The organism is Rhizobium sp. LEGMi-198b, assembly GCF_054114205.1.
Genome location: NZ_JBSYVH010000003.1, coordinates 728,727 through 746,566, shown reverse-complemented (window position 1 = coordinate 746,566; position 17,840 = coordinate 728,727). Strand labels below are relative to the sequence as shown.

Annotated in this window: 13 protein-coding genes; 11 read left to right on the top strand and 2 right to left on the bottom strand. The window is 57.4% G+C overall.

The features are described from left to right. Positions 1 to 101: 101 nt before the first annotated feature. Positions 102 to 1,391: an urea ABC transporter substrate-binding protein gene (urtA, locus tag ACXHXG_RS16265; RefSeq protein ID WP_260304408.1), complete on the bottom strand. Its 1,290-nt coding sequence runs from the start codon at positions 1,389 to 1,391 to the stop codon at positions 102 to 104. A gap of 217 nt (positions 1,392 to 1,608) precedes the next feature. Between urtA and ACXHXG_RS16260 the strand changes: the two genes are divergently transcribed. The 6 genes from ACXHXG_RS16260 to ACXHXG_RS16235 all read left to right on the top strand — a co-directional run bounded on the left by ACXHXG_RS16260 (position 1,609) and on the right by ACXHXG_RS16235 (position 9,306). Continuing rightward, the gene (locus ACXHXG_RS16260) at positions 1,609 to 4,998 is read left to right on the top strand and encodes a hybrid sensor histidine kinase/response regulator (RefSeq protein WP_457899965.1); all 3,390 of its coding nucleotides are present in this window, start codon (positions 1,609 to 1,611) and stop codon (positions 4,996 to 4,998) included. Further along, entirely contained in the window at positions 4,991 to 5,914 is a 924-nt protein-coding gene (locus ACXHXG_RS16255) for a response regulator (RefSeq protein ID WP_457899964.1), read from the top strand. The genes ACXHXG_RS16260 and ACXHXG_RS16255 overlap by 8 nt, the downstream gene beginning before the upstream one ends. A gap of 280 nt (positions 5,915 to 6,194) precedes the next feature. Further along, positions 6,195 to 7,199 carry a hypothetical protein gene (locus ACXHXG_RS16250; RefSeq protein WP_457899963.1) on the top strand — a complete coding sequence of 335 codons (1,005 nt, stop codon included), beginning with the start codon at positions 6,195 to 6,197 and terminating at the stop codon, positions 7,197 to 7,199. 227 nt (positions 7,200 to 7,426) lie between these two features. Next, positions 7,427 to 8,476 (top strand): isopenicillin N synthase family dioxygenase, encoded by a 1,050-nt coding sequence (locus tag ACXHXG_RS16245; protein ID WP_260304411.1) that lies wholly within the window; start codon positions 7,427 to 7,429, stop codon positions 8,474 to 8,476. A gap of 115 nt (positions 8,477 to 8,591) precedes the next feature. Next, positions 8,592 to 8,927, top strand: coding sequence for a hypothetical protein (locus tag ACXHXG_RS16240; RefSeq protein WP_104827591.1), 336 nt, complete (start codon positions 8,592 to 8,594; stop codon positions 8,925 to 8,927). A gap of 130 nt (positions 8,928 to 9,057) precedes the next feature. After that, on the top strand, positions 9,058 to 9,306 hold the full coding sequence (locus ACXHXG_RS16235) for a hypothetical protein (RefSeq protein ID WP_457899962.1): 249 nt from the start codon (positions 9,058 to 9,060) through the stop codon (positions 9,304 to 9,306). On the opposite strand, the gene ACXHXG_RS16230 is transcribed toward ACXHXG_RS16235, so the two are convergent. Next, positions 9,288 to 10,526: a cytochrome-c peroxidase gene (locus ACXHXG_RS16230; RefSeq protein ID WP_457899961.1), complete on the bottom strand. Its 1,239-nt coding sequence runs from the start codon at positions 10,524 to 10,526 to the stop codon at positions 9,288 to 9,290. The two genes, ACXHXG_RS16235 and ACXHXG_RS16230, sit on opposite strands and share 19 nt — an antisense overlap. Positions 10,527 to 10,688: 162 nt before the next feature. On the opposite strand from ACXHXG_RS16230, the gene ACXHXG_RS16225 reads away from it, so the two are divergent. From ACXHXG_RS16225 to ACXHXG_RS16205, 5 genes are all read left to right on the top strand, one after another. Continuing rightward, positions 10,689 to 12,260 carry an acid phosphatase gene (locus tag ACXHXG_RS16225; RefSeq protein ID WP_457899960.1) on the top strand — a complete coding sequence of 524 codons (1,572 nt, stop codon included), beginning with the start codon at positions 10,689 to 10,691 and terminating at the stop codon, positions 12,258 to 12,260. Between the two features lie 435 nt (positions 12,261 to 12,695). Then, on the top strand, positions 12,696 to 14,726 hold the full coding sequence (locus tag ACXHXG_RS16220) for a methyl-accepting chemotaxis protein (RefSeq protein WP_457899959.1): 2,031 nt from the start codon (positions 12,696 to 12,698) through the stop codon (positions 14,724 to 14,726). A gap of 131 nt (positions 14,727 to 14,857) precedes the next feature. Further along, on the top strand, positions 14,858 to 15,829 hold the full coding sequence (locus tag ACXHXG_RS16215; protein WP_457899958.1) for an IS1595 family transposase: 972 nt from the start codon (positions 14,858 to 14,860) through the stop codon (positions 15,827 to 15,829). 373 nt (positions 15,830 to 16,202) lie between these two features. Then, positions 16,203 to 17,162: a hypothetical protein gene (locus ACXHXG_RS16210; protein WP_457899957.1), complete on the top strand. Its 960-nt coding sequence runs from the start codon at positions 16,203 to 16,205 to the stop codon at positions 17,160 to 17,162. Positions 17,163 to 17,335: 173 nt separating this feature from the next. Then, positions 17,336 to 17,518 carry a hypothetical protein gene (locus ACXHXG_RS16205; protein WP_457899956.1) on the top strand — a complete coding sequence of 61 codons (183 nt, stop codon included), beginning with the start codon at positions 17,336 to 17,338 and terminating at the stop codon, positions 17,516 to 17,518. The last annotated feature ends 322 nt before the right edge of the window (positions 17,519 to 17,840 follow it).

Sequence of the window (17,840 nt, the reverse complement as noted above, 5' to 3'; positions counted from 1 at the left end):
CTGCGCGCATGATCCCGAAAAGTGCGAAGCGGTTTTCGGGATCATGCGACGTCAAGGAATTATTCGAGGCGGCTTATCGCCGCCTCGATATCGGGCGGAACTCAGGAACCCTTGCCGCCGCACTTGCCCGTGGAAACGTTGAAGTTGCCGCAGTTCATCGGCATGCGCCAATCCGAGATCAGGTCCTTGCTGTCAGGCAGGTAGTCCGACCATTCCTTGCCGACCACTGCGGGGGTTTGCGAAACGACGTCGAACTGGCCGTTTTCCTGCACTTCGCCGATCAGCACGGGCTTGGTGATGTAATGGTTCGGCATCATGGTGGCGTAGCCGCCGGTAAGGTTTGGAACGGAAACGCCGACGAGTGCGTCGATCACCTTGTCCGGATCGGTCGTACCGGCCTTTTCGACGGCCTTCACCCACATGTTGAAGCCGATATAGGCGGCTTCCATCGGGTCGTTGGTGACGCGCTTGTCGTTCTTGGTATAGGCATGCCATTCCTTGATGAATTCGGCATTGGCGGGCGTGTCGACGGACTGGAAATAGTTCCAGGCAGCGAGATGGCCAACCAGCGGCTTGGTGTCGACGCCGGCAAGTTCCTCTTCGCCGACGGAGAAAGCGACGACCGGAATGTCTTCCGCCTTGACGCCCTGGTTGCCGAGCTCCTTGTAGAAGGGAACATTGGCGTCGCCATTGATGGTGGAGACGACGGCGGTCTTCTTGCCGGCCGAACCGAAGGCCTTGATCTTGGAGACTTCCGTCTGCCAGTCGGAGAAGCCAAACGGCGTGTAGTTGATGATGATGTCTTCGGCCTTGACGCCCTTAGACTTCAGATAGGCCTCAAGGATTTTGTTGGTCGTGCGCGGATAGACGTAGTCGGTGCCTTCCAGAACCCAGCGCTGCACGCCTTCATTCTGCATCAGATAATCGACAGCGGGGATCGCCTGCTGGTTCGGCGCTGCGCCAGTGTAGAACACGTTGCGCTCGGACTCTTCACCCTCGAACTGCACGGGGTAGAACAGGATCGAGTCCAGTTCCTTGAAGACCGGCAGGACCGACTTGCGCGACACCGAAGTCCAGCAACCGAACACGGCCGAGACCTTGTCCTTCTGGATCAACTCGCGTGCCTTCTCGGCAAACAGCGGCCAGTCGGATGCCGGATCGACGACGACCGGCTCCAGCTTCTTGCCGAGAACACCGCCCTTCTTGTTCTGCTCGTCGATGAGCATCAGCATGGCGTCCTTCAGCGTCGTTTCCGAAATCGCCATGGTGCCCGAAAGCGAATGGAGAACGCCGACCTTAATGGTGTCGTCGGCGGCAAAAGCTCCGTGGAATGCGGTCGTCGACATGATGGCGCCCAGAAGCGCGCCGGAGACAAGAGTCTTCAGTTTCATGCGTAGTTCCCCTCTTTTTGTCTGCCCGCAACAGTTCGTAAACAAAGATTAACCGTTGCCTGCCGCGACTATCCGGCAGCGCCAGGGGATTCCACATACGTAATATGACGTAGGAGACGGGGCGAAATGTGCAGCATATCCGCAGTCCACGCACTTAAGGGCCGCTGCATTCCGTGTTACGACGTCGGTTAGATTTGAAGACTGCTGAAGGGTGGGCATGGCGGCGCGGCAACGCATCATTCCGGTGAGACGCGAATATAACCGCTGGGTGGCAAACCAGACGTTGGAAGACTATGCGCTGCGCTTCACCGCCAAAAGCGCCAGGCAATTTTCCTCGCAGCGCATTTCGCAGACGGCAATCGGCGCCATCTCCTTCCTGGCGCTGGAGGCAATCGGCGGCGCCACAACACTCTCCTACGGCACGACCAACGCCTTCTATGCCATCATCGTCGCTAGTATCGTCATGCTGGCGATCGGCCTGCCGATCAGCCGCTATGCCATCCGACACGGGGTCGATATCGATCTCCTGACCCGCGGCGCGAGCTTCGGCTATATCGGCTCGACGATCACCTCGCTGATCTATGCCGGCTTCACCTTCATGCTGTTCGCCATCGAGGCATCCATCATGTCGGGGGCGCTGGAGCTGACACTCGGCATACCCCTGTGGGTCGGCTATATCGTCAGCGCCGTCATGGTGATCCCGCTGGTGACGCACGGCGTCCGTCTGATCAGCCGGTTCCAGCTCCTGACCCAGCCGTTCTGGATCGTCCTCAACATCCTGCCCTTCGTCTTCATCGCCTTTTCCGATTGGGGGAAATTCGACCTCTGGCGGGCGTTCGCCGGTATACATCACGCGTCCGAGGCATCGGGAACGGCCGCTCCCTTCGATCTGGTGGAATTCGGCGCTGCTTCCGCCGTCATCCTGGCGCTGATGTCACAGATCGGCGAACAGGCCGACTTTCTGCGCTTCCTGCCGCCGGAAGGCCGCCGCAAATGGCGGCATCATCTGGTGATCTTTCTCGCCGGTCCCGGCTGGGTACTCATCGGCGCGCTGAAGCTGCTGGCCGGCTCCTTCCTCGTCGTGCTGACGCTAAGTTCCGGCGTGCCGGCCGATCGCGCCGCCGATCCGGCGCAGATGTATCTCACCGCCTTCGGCTACATGATTCCCTGGCACAACGCCGCGCTGCTGTTGATGGCCGCTTTTGTCATGATCTCGCAGCTCAAGATCAATGTGATGAATGCCTATGCCGGTTCGCTTGCCTGGTCGAATTTCTTTTCGCGGCTGACCCATAGCCATCCCGGCCGCGTCATCTGGTTGGTCTTCAACGTTGCCATTGCCCTGCTGCTGATGGAACTTGGGATCTACAGGCTGCTGGAGGAAACCCTCGGCATCTTCTCCATCATCGCCATGGCGTGGCTCTGCACGATCTCCGCCGATCTCTTCATCAACAAGCCGCTCGGTCTTGCCCCTCCCGGCATCGAGTTCAAGCGCGCCCATCTCTACGACATCAATCCCGTCGGCCTGGGGGCCATGGCGCTCTCGGCGGCGATTGCCCTCATCGCCCATTTTGGTGCGCTTGGCACCATCGCCGCCTCGCTCGCCCCCTATATCACCTTGGTCATTGCCCTCATCGCCTCGCCCACACTCGCCTGGGCGACCAAGGGAAAATTCTATCTCGCCCGCAAGCCGCGCCAAAGCTGGAAGAACCTCGCCACCATCACCTGCTCGGTTTGCGAACATCCTTTCGAGCCGGAGGACATGGCCTGGTGCCCGGCCTATGCCGCGCCGATCTGCTCGCTCTGTTGCTCGCTGGACAGCCGCTGCCACGACATGTGCAAACCGAAGGCGCGGCTTAACACGCAGATCGGCACGGTCGCCAAGACTCTGCTGCCGGAGACCGTCGTCGCCAAGCTCGCCACCCGTCTCGGCCGCTACGGCATCGCAGTCGCGGTGGCGTTGACGGCCGTGGGCGCCATCCTGGCAATGATCGCGCATCAGGTCGGCTCCGCCTCGCCCGAGACGGCGCAAGTGGTCGACCGCACCATCCTGATCGTCTTCTTCGTCTTCGCCGTCATCGCCGGCGTCGTCTGCTGGTTCTACGTGCTCGCCCACGACAGCCGCGTCGTCGCCGAGGAGGAATCCTCCCGCCAAAACACCCTGCTGCTCAAGGAAATCGCCGCGCACAAGAAAACGGATGCGGCTTTGCAGAGCGCCAAGGAGGCGGCCGAAGCCGCCAACCGCGCCAAGAGCCGCTACGTCGTCGGCTTGAGCCACGAATTGCGCACGCCGCTCAACGCGGTACTGGGCTATGCCCAGATCCTCGAGCATGACGAGACCATTCCCGCGCCCCGGCAATCCTCGTTGAAGGTCATCCGCCGCAGCGCCGAACATCTCTCCGGTCTGATCGACGGGCTACTCGATATTTCCAAGATCGAGGCCGGCCGGCTGCAGGTTTATTCCAACGAGATCAACATCCAGGACTTTCTCGACCAGATCGTCGACATGTTCCGCCCGCAGGCGCAGGCCAAGGGTCTTGCCTTCATCCATGAACGTTCCGCCGCCCTGCCCGATTATGTCCGCACCGACGAAAAGCGGCTGCGGCAGATCCTCGTCAACCTGCTCTCCAACGCCATCAAGTTCACCGATGCGGGCAGTGTGCGCTTCGAGGTCGGCTATCGCAGCCAGGTCGCGAGTTTCACCATCGCCGACACCGGGCGCGGCATCGCCGAGAAGGATCTCACCCGCATTTACGAGCCCTTCCAGCGTGGCGAGGCCGACAGCGTCCGCCCCATGCCGGGCCTCGGCCTTGGACTGACCATTACCCGGCTGCTCACCAATACGCTCGGCGGCGAGATCTCCGTCGCCAGCGAAAAGGACAAGGGTTCGGCTTTCAAGGTGCGCCTGATGCTGTCGGCGGTGATCCGGCCGATGAAGCCGCCGGCGCAGGAACAGCGGATCGTCAGTTACGAAGGGCCGCGCCGTACCATCGTCGTCGTCGACGACAATGAGGATCATCGCGAGCTGATGCGCGAAGTGCTGTCGCCGCTCGATTTCATCGTGCTGACGGCCACCGGCGGGCCGGACTGCCTGACGTTGATCGAGGGCATCAAACCGGATCTTTTCCTGGTCGACATCTCCATGCCCGGCATGAACGGCTGGCAACTGGTCTCGCGGCTGAGGGAGAACGGCCAGATGGCGCCGATCCTGATGCTGTCGGCCAATATCGGCGACCGCGCCGCCGCCAAGGACAGCGACGACAGCCATAATGATGCCATCGGCAAGCCGGTCGATATCCGCCAGCTTCGCGACAAGCTGGCGCTCCATCTCGGCTTGAAATGGATTTATGCCGACGGCTCCGCCCCGGTCGCACTGAGGCCGCCAGCGCCCTTGATAAGCCCGGGGCTGGAGCATGTACGCGAACTGATGCGGCTTGGCGAAATAGGCTATATCAGGGGCATCGAGGCAAAGCTTGCCGATCTCGCCAAGCTTGATGAAAACAAACCCTTTACCGACGCCATGCGCATTCATGTCCAGGCTTTCGATCTTGACGGCTTCCTGAATGTGCTGCGCACCTTCGACACTGAAAAGGTAGAACAGATTGGCTGAGCCCGCACTTCCCCGCGACATAGTCTTGCTGGTGGACGATTCGCCGGAAGCTCTTGGTTTCCTGACAGATGCGCTCGAGCAGTCCGGCTTCTCCGTGCTGATCGCCACCTCCGGATCGGCGGCGCTGAACATCGTCGAGCGCATCACACCCGATCTCATCCTGCTGGATGCCGTCATGCCGTCGATGGATGGTTTCGAGACCTGCCGCCGGCTGAAGGCCAATGCGGGCATCGCCCAGATTCCCGTCGTCTTCATGACCGGATTGACCGAAACCGAGCATGTTGTGCATGCGTTGGAATCCGGCGGTGTCGACTATCTCACCAAGCCGATCAATGTCGATGAACTGCGCGCCCGCATCCGCGTACACCTGCGCAATGCACGCTCCGCCCAGAGTTCTCGGGTGGCACTGGATGTCGCTGGAAGACATTTGATGGCGGTTCGCCGCGATGGCTCCGTTCTTTGGTCGACCCCGCAGGCAACTCGCCTTGTCAATGCCGCGTCCGGCACCGATGAAGGCTTGAACAGCCTGGCCGCACCGATTGCCGACTTCATATTGGCGCGTGAAAATGCCGGGGCTGTTTACGACACGACATTCGCCGTGAAAATCAAAGGAGAAGCGGCGCTGCAACTTTCGTTTTTGGGCACGATCGGAACCGACGAGTACCTATTTCGATTGACCGCTACGAAACAAGTGCCTGACAACGAGATCCTGCGGCAACGTTTCAAGCTCACGCAACGAGAATCTGAAGTGTTGCTTTGGATTGCCAAAGGAAAAGCCAACAAGGATATCGGAGAGATACTGGGTCTTTCCGCCAGGACCGTGAACAAGCATCTGGAGCAGATCTATATTAAGCTCGGCGTGGAAAATCGCTCTTCAGCAGCGGTGATGGCGGCATCCGCGTTTCACGAAAATTGAAATGTCAACTTTTGAGCTGATGGAACGCTCGTGCTCCCAACCTGCTTACCGCCGGGTGGGCCGGCCGGAAGACCAGTTCCATCGTCCACAGTATTCGCCCGAGTTGCGCGGCTATCCGGCAAGTGGTTTCGCTCACCGCAGCAGCGACGAAATTGGAAATGCAGTGTTAACGATTGCTCAAGCACAATGGTAAGCTATTAGAACCTTTCGCCACTTTGATTCCGATACCGCGAGCGGCATCACACGGATGATTGTCTCGACGTCTCGGGGAGACACCCGCATGCTCCCAAGATTTAGCATTTTCAAGCACCTCGGCTTCGCTGCCGTGGTGGCATCGTTCTGCGGTGCGGCTCCGGCATTTGCCTCGAGCAATGCATCAGCCATTCCAGGCTGGCTGGCGGGATATGTTGGCGAAGGGAACGGGCAGATTGCTCCGGTCGTGCTGGAACGGGCTCGGGCACTTTATCTGGAAAAGGTTGCAGAGGGACGTGTGAGAAACACATGCTATTTCGCGATGGACGCCACGCGTCCTAACGATCGTACCGGCGGAACGACAGGCGGCCGGTTCTACATGATCTGCGAAGCATCCCGGTCATTCCGCGTGATATCGTCAGGGCATGGTGGTGGCCGCAATCTGCAAGGGGTCGCCAACTTTTCCAATGGGCGGGAGTGTGCAAAAAACTTCGGCAACGCAATGGATTCCAATCTGACGGCCGGCGGAGCGTATCTGACGAATGAGATCAAGACGACCTTCAAAGGCTATTATCGTGCCTCTCCCAATCAGGATGCAGTTCTGACCCGCTCATTCGTCCAGTTCGACGGCATCGGCGACACTGCAAACGCCAGGCAGCGTGCCATTGGTGGCCATGCCGCGGCGCTCGTCTCGGGGATATGCATGCAGAAAAAGCCGGAAAGCCCCTACGCAAATCGTCAGGGGTACGTCCCATTCGGCAAACTGGTCACCTATGCGGGCGGCCGCAGCGATGGCTGTACCAGTTGGTCGCCGGAAGATGCCGCGCAAGTGCTGTCGATGGTCAAGGATAACCCGACGACCCTTTATATCTATCCGGAGGCCCGTGACATCAGCGCCGTTGCGCGTGCCATAGCATCAGGCCAATCGCCGGCCAAAAACGGTTCTTACTGGAACGCCTCTTGCCTCAGCGAGATCGGCGCGCCACAGTTCTGGCCGAAGGAGAAGCTCGAGCCAATCATCGCCCAATACAAGCAAGATCATCCAGCGCCGCCACCGCGCCCCATTCCCCTTTGCGAAGCTGTGTCCAACTGAGAAGCGGCACGTTCCGGGTAGGACGGCTCTCCATCGATGAAGTTTGCGTTTGCCGAGGCTTGGCGTGCGGACAGCAAAATCGTTCCAAGCAGTCTTCCATCTTTAAGATGATCTTGTTTGCCGCGGCTGATTGCGTCCTCTAGCGTCCCCGTTAGTGCTGGCCGCTGAGTTTGCCGCGTTTTGGCTTGCCCGCCCTGCCCTGCCTTTGAGGATAGTGAAGATAAACCATGACCGTCGCACAGTTACCAAACGAGACCGCACTGCCGACACTCGATCTCTCCCGCTTCTACGGCACCTCGGAGGATCGCCAGGCTTTCGTTGCGGAGCTGCGCGGCGTCCTCCACGACCATGGCTTCTTCTACCTGCAGAACCACGGCGTCGATCCGGACTTGATCCGCGATGTGGTGGCGACCGCGAAACGTTTTTTCGCGCTGCCGCTGGAAGAAAAGCTCAAGATCGAAATGGTGAAGTCGCCGCACTTCCGCGGCTATAACCGTGCTGGGCAGGAACGCACTCGTGGCCAACAGGATTGGCGAGAGCAGCTCGACATCAACACTGAAAGCAGCCCCTTCGAGATCGGTCCGGACACGCCAGCCTGGCGGCGTTTGCAGGGGCCAAACCAGTGGCCGGAAGCGCTGCCGGAACTCAAACCGTTGTTGCTTGCCTACCAGGCGGAGGTCACGCGGATCGGTATCGATATTCTCAAGGCGATTGCGGTGGCTCTCGGCCAATCTGAAAACGTCTTTGCGGAGATCTATCAACCGCAGCCTTCACAACTTTTGAAAATCATCCGCTATCCCGGTCGCGACGCTGCCGAGACGGACCAGGGCGTCGGCGCCCACAAGGACGGCGGCTTCGTGACCGTATTGCTTCAGGACACGGTTCCGGGCTTGCGCGTGCGCACGGAGGACGATCTTTGGATCGATGCTCCACCGGTTCCCGGCACCTTCGTGATCAACACCGGGGAACTGCTCGAACTGGCGACGAACGGTTTCGTGCGCGCGGATGTGCATGACGTCGTTGCGCCGCCGGCGGGCGTCGAACGCTTCTCGGTGGCATTCTTCCTCGGCTCGCGACCCGACGCGACAATTCCGGTCATCGATCTTCCAGATGATTTGAAGCTTGCCGAGCGAGGCGTCTCGGTCGATCCGCTCAACCCCATTTTTCGGGAGGTCGGTATCAATCAGTTGAAGAGCCGCTTGCGTTCACATCCCGACGTCGCCCTCGCCCACCATGCCGATTTGCTGACGACGGAGCAGCTTGCTGCCGGCAAATAGGCTGATCGTAATCTTACAAAAGCTTCACTCGCGACGGAGCGCAGTTTGATCTATTAACGTCATTGCTCGGTTGGCGCGAAGCCGAACTGCGTCTCATGAAGGACCATGAGGCGTGATGCGCCTTGTGTTTCTTCTGGAGGAACCGCTGATGCTGACGGACGACAAGACATCATCGATCCCATTTTCACTGTTGAATGTGACCGAGCGGCTGAATTGCATCGACTTCCTGACGACGACAATTACGGATCTTATCTACACCGTCGCGGCCGATACCGATTCAAACACCGTGTTGACGCTCCTTGAGATCAACTGGATGCTCACGGTGATGCGCGAGGAACTCGCGATGTTCGACAATCCGTCAAGCGCCGAGATTATCGACCGTGCCTTTGGCCTGATCCGCGCAATGCAAACGCTGGCAGACGATCGCCCTCTTCCTGGAACCTTTCATTAGCGATCTCGCCTCAGATTCCGTCGTTCGTTAGGTCTTACCACTGATCGTCGTAGGGTTTGGCGCTCGACGCTTGCGAGCCGTCAGGACCCTTAGTACAAATGTTCAGGATGTTCTTGCGTGAGTGATGATCATGGACGTCGAAAAGGCGATCGCGCTGATCTCTGCGGCCGGTATCGAACTAACGGACAGGCGCCGCATAGCCACCGATGAGGGCTGGTCCCTCAGCTTCTCAAACGGAACTGAACTCCAAATAAGCGATACCGGCAAGATGGCGGTTTCTGGCAAAGGCGCCGAGACCGTCGCCCGTCTGCTCGATCTGCCCAGCAAGCGGCATCGAGCAAAACACGACCGCTCACGTCCTCACTCCAACGGTTCGTAGCCATCGGTGAGTGTTCCGAGGAAAGATACGACATCGTCGATTTCGGCGGGAGAGAGCGCCGGCTCGTCGCCTGCCTTGCGGTCGAAAGGTGGGTCGGTGTTTACGTTGGCTTTTGCCGCCTCCGGCAGATCATCGTATTTATCGACGCTCCCGTCGGGTTTGCGGGGATACCAGCGCTCCGGACGGGTCTCCCGTTCCACGTAGAAGCGTACGGCGTCCCGCAAAGAATGAATGTCGCCATTGTGGAAGAAGGTCTTGCGAAGAGCGACGTTGCGCAGCGTTGGTGTGCGAAAGAGCCCGCAATAATCCTCGCGTCCAATGAAATCTGTGCGCAAGGGACCGCATAGGCCAAGATCGTAGAACGCCGGATCCTTATTCGCAGGAATGTCGCGATTACGGGGCACGCCGATGGCGATCAACCCATAGTCGGTGAACTGTGGCGGCGTGCCATCATTTCCACGCTGACTGACGTGACAGGAAGCACAGTTCCCCTTCTCGGCTGCATTGAACAGGTCCAACCCCCTTGCCTCCTGTGGCGTGAGCTGAGCCTTGCCGGCCAGTACTGCGTCATACTTGCTCGAATAGGGATAGAAGGTCCGATAGTCCTGCTGAAAGACTTCCAGTGCCTTAACCCCGGTGCGAAAGACAATCGCTGGATCATCGGCGGCCTTTGAGCGGGCAATATCGATGATTGCCTTGCCGTAGCCCGCCGCGAGTATGTGGCCGGCGACCTCGGCTTCGCTTTTATTGCCCATCTCGAAATCAGAAAGCAGGGGAATCCTGGCTTGCTCCCAGCCGCGATCGACCCGGCCGTCCCAGGTCAGACCACCCGTCGGCCCATTGTCGATGCTTTCGTCGGCTTCGTCCTCGGATTCGAAAAAATGCTCGGTGAAGGGCGGCACCACCTGCAGATATTTGAGCGAGGGCACCGCCCGCAGTCCGGCCCGATGCAAGTCGCCACCGCCAAGCTGCACCGCCAGGTCATTATTCGGCCCAAAGGCGTGGCTTGGGTCGTGGCAGGAGGAGCAGGCCATTTTGCCTGACGCTGACAGGGAGGGATCAAAGAAGAGGGTTTTGCCGAGTGCATACAAGGCCTGTGTTTTCAGCCGCACATCGGCCCGCGACAAAGCTTGGCCTGTGTGGACCGAGGTCATCATGAGCAACAATGAAGCGGCAGCACAGATCCCCACCCACTGTCTTATACGCAGTTTGGATTGCATCGCTGTGCTCGCGTCCCTTCACTGCAATCTCAGGTCTCCACCTCAAGATCGATAGCTGGGTTTTAGAATCATTTCAATTAGGACTTGCGTTAGCTTCTACCCCGGATAAGCTGCCGCGTCAGGTGGAGGCACGCCCACCCGAACCAGGGGAGATCAGTTCAAATGAAATCGATCACTGCTGCGGCCGTCTGCGCGTTAAGTCTTTCTGTGACGGCTTTTGACCCTGCCATCGCCGGCGCCTCTGGCGCAAAGGCGGGACCTGCGCGGAATTCCGCCAGTGATCTGAAGCTGATCGACACCGTGGTCGTGATCTACGCGGAAAATCGCAGCTTCGACAATCTCTATGGCAGCTTCCCAGGGGCTAACGGGATTTCGAAGGCGCCGGCAAGCGCACGCATCCAGCGCGATCGCAACGGCAAGCCTTTCCGTGAGTTGCCACCGATCTGGGAGGGTCTCACCGCCAAAGGCGTGACACCACCGGTGACCCAAGCGGAGACCGAGCATCTCCCCAATCGGCCGTTCCGCGCGGACGATCCCAAGGGGTTCAACCTCACCTCGAATACGATCACGCGCGACCTCTGGCACCGTTACTATCAGAACCAGATGCAGATCGACGGCGGACGCAACGACAAATTCGTCGCCTACGCCGATTCAGGCGCGCTGGCGATGAGCTTGTGGGATGGGTCGAAGACGGCAATGTGGAAGGTGGCCCAGAAATACGTGCTGGCCGATAATTTCTTCATGGGCGCTTTCGGCGGTTCCTTCTTCAACCATCAATGGCTGATTTGCGCCTGTGCGCCCTATTATGCCAATGCCGACACCAGTGCCGCCAAGCCTTCGATCGCAGTGGTCGAGCCGGACGGGGTGACGCTCAAGGCCGCCGCCAATTCGCCAAAATCGGCGATCGACGGCATTCCGAAATTCGTCGGCGACGGCAATCTCACGCCCGATTTCTACGCCGTCAACACTATGCAGCCGCCCTATCAGCCGAGCGGTAACGGTCCCGCGCCGGATGGCGACAAAACATTGGCAGACCCGAACAAGCCAACGACATTGCCGCCACAAACTGAGCCAACCATCGGCGATATGCTCAGTCTCAAGCACGTGACCTGGGCTTGGTATGGCGGGGCTTGGCAGGAAGTGCTCGACCACGGCAACAAGGAGCCAGTGCCGAATCTTCAATATCACCACCAGCCTTTCAACTATTATGCCAATTTCGCTCCCGGCACCGCAGCCAGGACCGAGCATCTGAGGGATGGCGGCTTGGCCGGCGCTGAGTTCATCAAAGCGATCGATGCCGGCACGCTGCCGCAAGTCTCTTTCTATAAGCCGCAAGGCAACCTTAATGAGCATTCTGGCTATGCCGATATTGAGGCTGGCGACGCCCATATCGCCGATCTGATTGGGCATCTTGAAAAGAGCCCGCAATGGCCGCATATGCTGGTCGTTGTCACCTATGACGAAAATGGCGGCCTGTGGGATCACGTGGCACCGCCTAAGGGCGACCGTTGGGGACCGGGTTCGCGCATTCCAGCAATTATCGTCTCGCCCTATGCGCGGCACGGCTATGTCGATCACACGCCCATGGACACGACCTCGATCCTGCGTTTCGTCACGCGCCGCTTCGAGCTTCCGACGCTGCACGGCATCACTGTGCGTGACGCTGCTATCGCTGCCCATAAGCAGAAGCCACTCGGCGATTTGACCAGCGCACTTGTGCTCGAGGACAAGTGAGATGTAGCGGCGGTTTTGGTTCCATGTCTCAGTGAAATGACGGTCCCGTGGCTTTCGTGCGACGTTTGCCTGTATCTCTTCGGTGAAGATCGTGGCTCAGACGTTATATATTGAAGAGGCATTGGACGAGCGTCATGGACTGGTAAGGCCCGCTTTCCTTAAGCGAGACATCAGCTTTGTCAGTCGCTGTTCTCTCCCGACTTGACTATCACCAGTCTGATCCGCGCAATGACTATCCATTTTACGAAAAAGCGCCCGAGTTGCCTCTGATTGAAGGCACTTTTTTACCTTTATGACAGCTTCATGACAGCCTGAGCGCGATCTAAGTCTCTGATACTCGCGCAATATTCGTTGACGCATTGCATGACGCTGCGCGCAATTTTCGCTTCTGCCGGTCCTATGATGGTAACTTGCAGATCATTTGAGTGATTACAAATGCTGTCGGCTATTTCATCCCGTATTGGCACAAAATTAGCGGTGCTTTCCGCAATCGGCATTCTCATGGTCGCGACCATGCTTCTCGTCGTCTTGTATGGTGGCCAGATGATCGGCGAACGCTCGGCGCTTCTGAAGGATCAGCTTATTGTTTCCCGCAATTTGGTTGATGCGAAAGCGTCGCTGCGTGGAATGCAGATCGGCGTTCGCGATCTCCGCTTGGCCTCGTCACCGGAAGACCTAGCTAAGGCCGTGGACTATTTGGCAGCGCGCCATCATTCGGTGATCAACTATCTCGATCAAGCGTCAGCCGAGGTAAAGCTACCCACTGATCGGGACCGAGTGCAGACGCTCAAATCCCTGAGTGAAAATTTCTTTGCCATGACAGCCGAACTCGTCGATGTCATGAAGACGAAATTACAGAGCCAAGATGCCTCCCCCGCCATCCAAGCCAAAACAGCGGAGATCCAGGCAAAACTTCTGCCCATCTCCGATCAGGCAGCGAAACTATTCGACGAAGGTGTTGAGGCGGCAAAAAAAGCGGCGAGCCAGGCTGACGACGACGCGAAAGCGGGTGCAACGCTGATCCTGGTGCTCAATCTTGGAATCGGATTGCTGGCGATTGTCACACTGATCGTCTCCGCCCTGTACGGTTCAAAGGCGATTGCACGCCCAATCAACGTTTTGACCAACAGCATGAGCAAGCTCGCCGCGGGAAATCTCGACGCAGGAGTTCCCTACGCCAACCGCCATGACGAAATCGGCGCGATGGCGCACGCGATCGAGGTGTTCAAGCAGAATGGGATCAAGGTTCGAGATTTGAACGCCCAGGAAGCCGCGTTGCAGACCAAGAGCGCCGATCTGCAGACGAGTATCGCTGCAGTTGTGTCCGCCGCTGTTGCGGGCGATTTCACGCAGCGGATCACGAAGACTTATGACAATCCGGACCTCGACCATTTTGCGGCGGGCGTCAACGAACTGGTGGCCTCCGTCGACAGTGGCATTGCCGAGACCCGCCGGGTTATTGCAGCCCTTGCAGAAGGAGATCTGACCGAAACGATGAGCGGAGATTTCCAGGGAGCATTTGGCGAACTGAAGGACAACGTCAACGCAACGATGATCAATTTGCGCTCCATACTTGGCGAGGTATCCCGCGCAATCGAAACGATCAACAGCAACGCCGGAGAGATGCGGACCGCATCTGACAGCCTGTCCAAGCGCACCGAGCAACAGGCGGCCTCGCTCGAAGAAACATCCTCTGCACTCGAGGAGATCACCGTTGCCGTGAAGAATTCCACCGCCCGGGCGTCGGAAGCCAGCCATATGGTCGACGAAGCACGCAAGAGCACGGAGCAATCAAGTTCCGTCGTCAAGGAAGCCGTTGCGGCGATGGGCAGGATCGAGCAAGCCTCAGGCGAGATTGGTCAAATCACCAATGTCATTGATGAGATCGCCTTCCAGACAAACCTGCTTGCACTAAATGCCGGCGTTGAGGCCGCCCGTGCCGGGGACGCTGGCAAGGGCTTCGCTGTCGTTGCTCAGGAAGTCCGCGAACTGGCACAGCGATCGGCAAATGCCGCCAAGGACATCAAGAGGCTGATCAATCGCTCCGGCGAGGAGGTCAGCTCTGGCGTAAAGCTTGTCACAGCGACGGGCTCGGCGCTCGCAGCGATTGAAAGTCAGGTCGTCAAGGTGAACGAGCATGTGTATTCCATCTCGACTGCCGCGCGGGAGCAGTCGACGGGTCTTTCCGAAGTCAGCATCGCTGTGAACCAGATGGATCAGGCCACGCAACAGAATGCGGCAATGGTGGAGGAATCGACTGCTGCCACCAACGGCCTGGCAGACCAAGTCAGAACGCTTCGCGATCTCATTGCACAGTTCAAGCTCGGACCAGCGATGGCGTCGCGTCTGGTTGTTGGGACAGCGAAACCAGTTGCGTCGCCGGCACGGGCACTCGGCCGTAAGCTAGCCAATACCTTCTCCGGCAACACGGCGGTTGCTCGCAAGGCCGATTGGGAGGAGTTTTGATGCAGGACTGGCTGCCCCCTAGTTTCGGCATCGCAGCGGGATACAGAAGTAGGTAGCCACAGACGAAACGGCGACTATATATTTGACAAACCCAACGGAATGAGCGATAACAAACTCAAGGAGTTATCACCATGTCCCTTTTGTCCCGTGCCTATTTCCATGATGAAGCCGCTGCTTTCGAGCATGTGGAAAGCATCCTGTGGCCTCAGGGTCCGGTTTGCCACCATTGCGGCTCCATGGATAAGCACTACAAACTGAATGGCGTTCGTACGAAACCTTCGAAGAAGAACCCGGAAGGTTTAGAGCGCCACGGCCTTTACAAGTGCGGTGCTTGCCGTTCGCAGTTCACGGTTCGTATGGGTACGATCTTTGAGGAAACCCATCTGCCACTGCATAAGTGGCTGCAGGCGATCCACCTGATGTGCTCTTCCAAGAAGGGCATTTCCGCTCACCAGCTCCATCGGGTTCTGGAATGCACTTACAAGACGGCTTGGTTCTTGGCTCACCGTATCCGCGAGGCTATGCGTTCCGACGACTTCACTCCCATGGGTGGCAATGGTAAGGCCGTAGAGGTTGACGAAACCTACATTGGTCGTCTTGCTGGGATGGAAAAGCAGAAAAGCAGCGCTGCTCATAAGAACGTGGTGCTGACGCTTGTTGAGCGGGGCGGCATTGCCCGTTCGTTTCATATTGATAGCGCATCGGTTGCCCGTGTCGTGCCAATTGTGAAGGCGAACATTGCCAAGGAAAGCATTCTGATGACCGACGAGGCCCGTCAGTATGTAACCGTTGGCAAGACATTTGCCATGCACGGCTCTGTCGAGCACAGCGCCAAGGAATATGGTCGCACCGAATATGTCGGCGCTGAAAAAGTGAAGATCAACACCAACACGGTTGAAGGTTATTACAGCATCTTCAAGCGCGGCATGAAGGGCGTATATCAGCATTGCGCGGAGCATCACCTGCACCGTTATCTAGCGGAATTCGACTTCCGCTATAGCAACCGTATTGCTTTGGGCATTGATGACGCAAGCCGCGCTCTTAACGCCTTAGTGGGTGCTAAAGGAAAACGGCTCACGTATCGCAGACCTGCTGAAGTCTAAGCAGGATCACTACAGGCGTCCGATGCAACTTTGGCTTCCTCATTGGAAAGGGATTCACAAACAGAAACGACGGTGATAGACTCACCGTCGCCTTAGTTTTCTAGCTCTGGCCCACTTTGAGGCTCTTCAACCCGCCCGGTTGTAGGGCCTCTTCGTTTATCCCGCGCCGTGTCCGTGAGCCGCGACACAGGCTAGGGAAACTCTTCTGGTCATCACCGAATCCTTTCCTTAACGACGCTGAACATGGAATCAATTTACGGGCCTGTCAACGGGTCTATTTTGACAGTGGCGTAAAACCATGTTCGGTCTCCTATTGACGTATCTGAGCGCAAAGGCCATATTCCAGCCGGTCAGAAGAATCGGGAATATGTTTATGGCTGAAGCTCAAAGCGCTGGTGCATCAAAAGAACGAAGCCCGTCCTATCCTTTTATTCCGCTTGGGATCGTACTCCAGCGGTTAACCGCTTTTGACCAGACGTTCGGGCGTCACGCCACGCCCGCGAATAAGGTCGGACTAGCTTGGGGGATGAAGGAAAAGAGCAGCCAAGCGGCTCAAGTCCTCGCCGCACTCAAATCATTTGAGCTCGTACGCTACGAAGGCGGCGGCGAAAATCGTATCGTGCACATGACAGATGAAGCGCGCACATATCTTCGTGCTCAACAGGAAAGCGTTAAGCAGCAGGTTGTTAAAGCTATCGCGCTTAAACCCAAGCTGCTTAACCAGTTTTGGAATATTTGGGGACAGAAGCGGCCGATAGACGCCGTTTGCCTTGATGCGTTAGTCCTTACGCATCGGTTTACGGAAAGTGCTGCTCAGAATTTTTTGAAAGTCTATGACGCTACTATTGCCTTTGCTGGGCTTAAGGATTCTGATACGGTCACATCGCTTTCCGAAGATGAGGATATCGATGACGCTCCCCTAGCATCCTCTGTTAAGGTTGGCGATCTTGTCCTGATCGAGATTGGAGGCATGCTTCAGTTCAAGGAACCGAGGCGTGTCCGAGCGATTCAAGAGTACCAAGGACAAGATTGGGTATTCATTGATGGGAGCGAGTCAGGTTTCGAAATGAGCCAGGTAGTTTTGCAAGATGCTGCGCCCGTGGCGAAGATACCCCCTCGTTTGGCAATCGAGACGGCATCAGAACCCCGTGGGGTTGTTCCTGATGGATGGAGTGAGGAAACCTTGATCGATGATGGCGGAGACGAAATTAAAATTCGCTATCTCGGGAAGGCTTCTGTGGACCGCTACAAATTTATCCGCGATTATCTGGACTTCAAGATATCGCGCTTGGAGACGCGAAAATCCAAGGCAGTTAATGAAGAAACCAAGTAGTACGTCTCAGGTCGACAAATTCCGCGAAGCCGCCCGCGAACTCGAAACGGACGATGATGAAGCGCGGTTTGACCAGCGGCTAGGCAAGATTGCCAGATCGCCGCCACCAAAAGACGAGAAACCGGAAACCAAGAAGCCCGCCAAATGAGCGGGCTTTTTTAATGGAGGAAATCATGGGTTCTGATTTCAAGAAGGCAGTCGTCTGCTACGGGCTTGAGGACGCTAAGCTCAAAATTCAAGACTTGCTCAGAATCTACGACGGTTCCGAGCCTTTGAATCTCCAGCTAAAAAGAGCTGATGCTTATTTTATCCTATGGATTCACGACAACTACGAAGAGCCTTCCTCTCCTACTTAAAATGTTCGTTCTGCTCGATATGTTGGGCTGGCCTTACAAGCTTAAATCGAGGATGCCTACATCCTCCGCATGGTGGGAATGTCTTTCCAAAAACACACGTAACCTCATGATTTTCGGCATGAGATGGATCGTGTGTCACCTGATAAATTCCAGAGCGCAATACCTTGTCGCCCGGTTTGAAAATGTCGCCAACTTTCGCAGTCTCAGCCATCCCGAATCTCCTCAACTAAATGGAGACTCACATATACCACAAATTCGCGTGGGTGTGTGAAGTATATAATCGCCGACGAAACACGACCCAACATAGCTCGGGTTGTGCTCG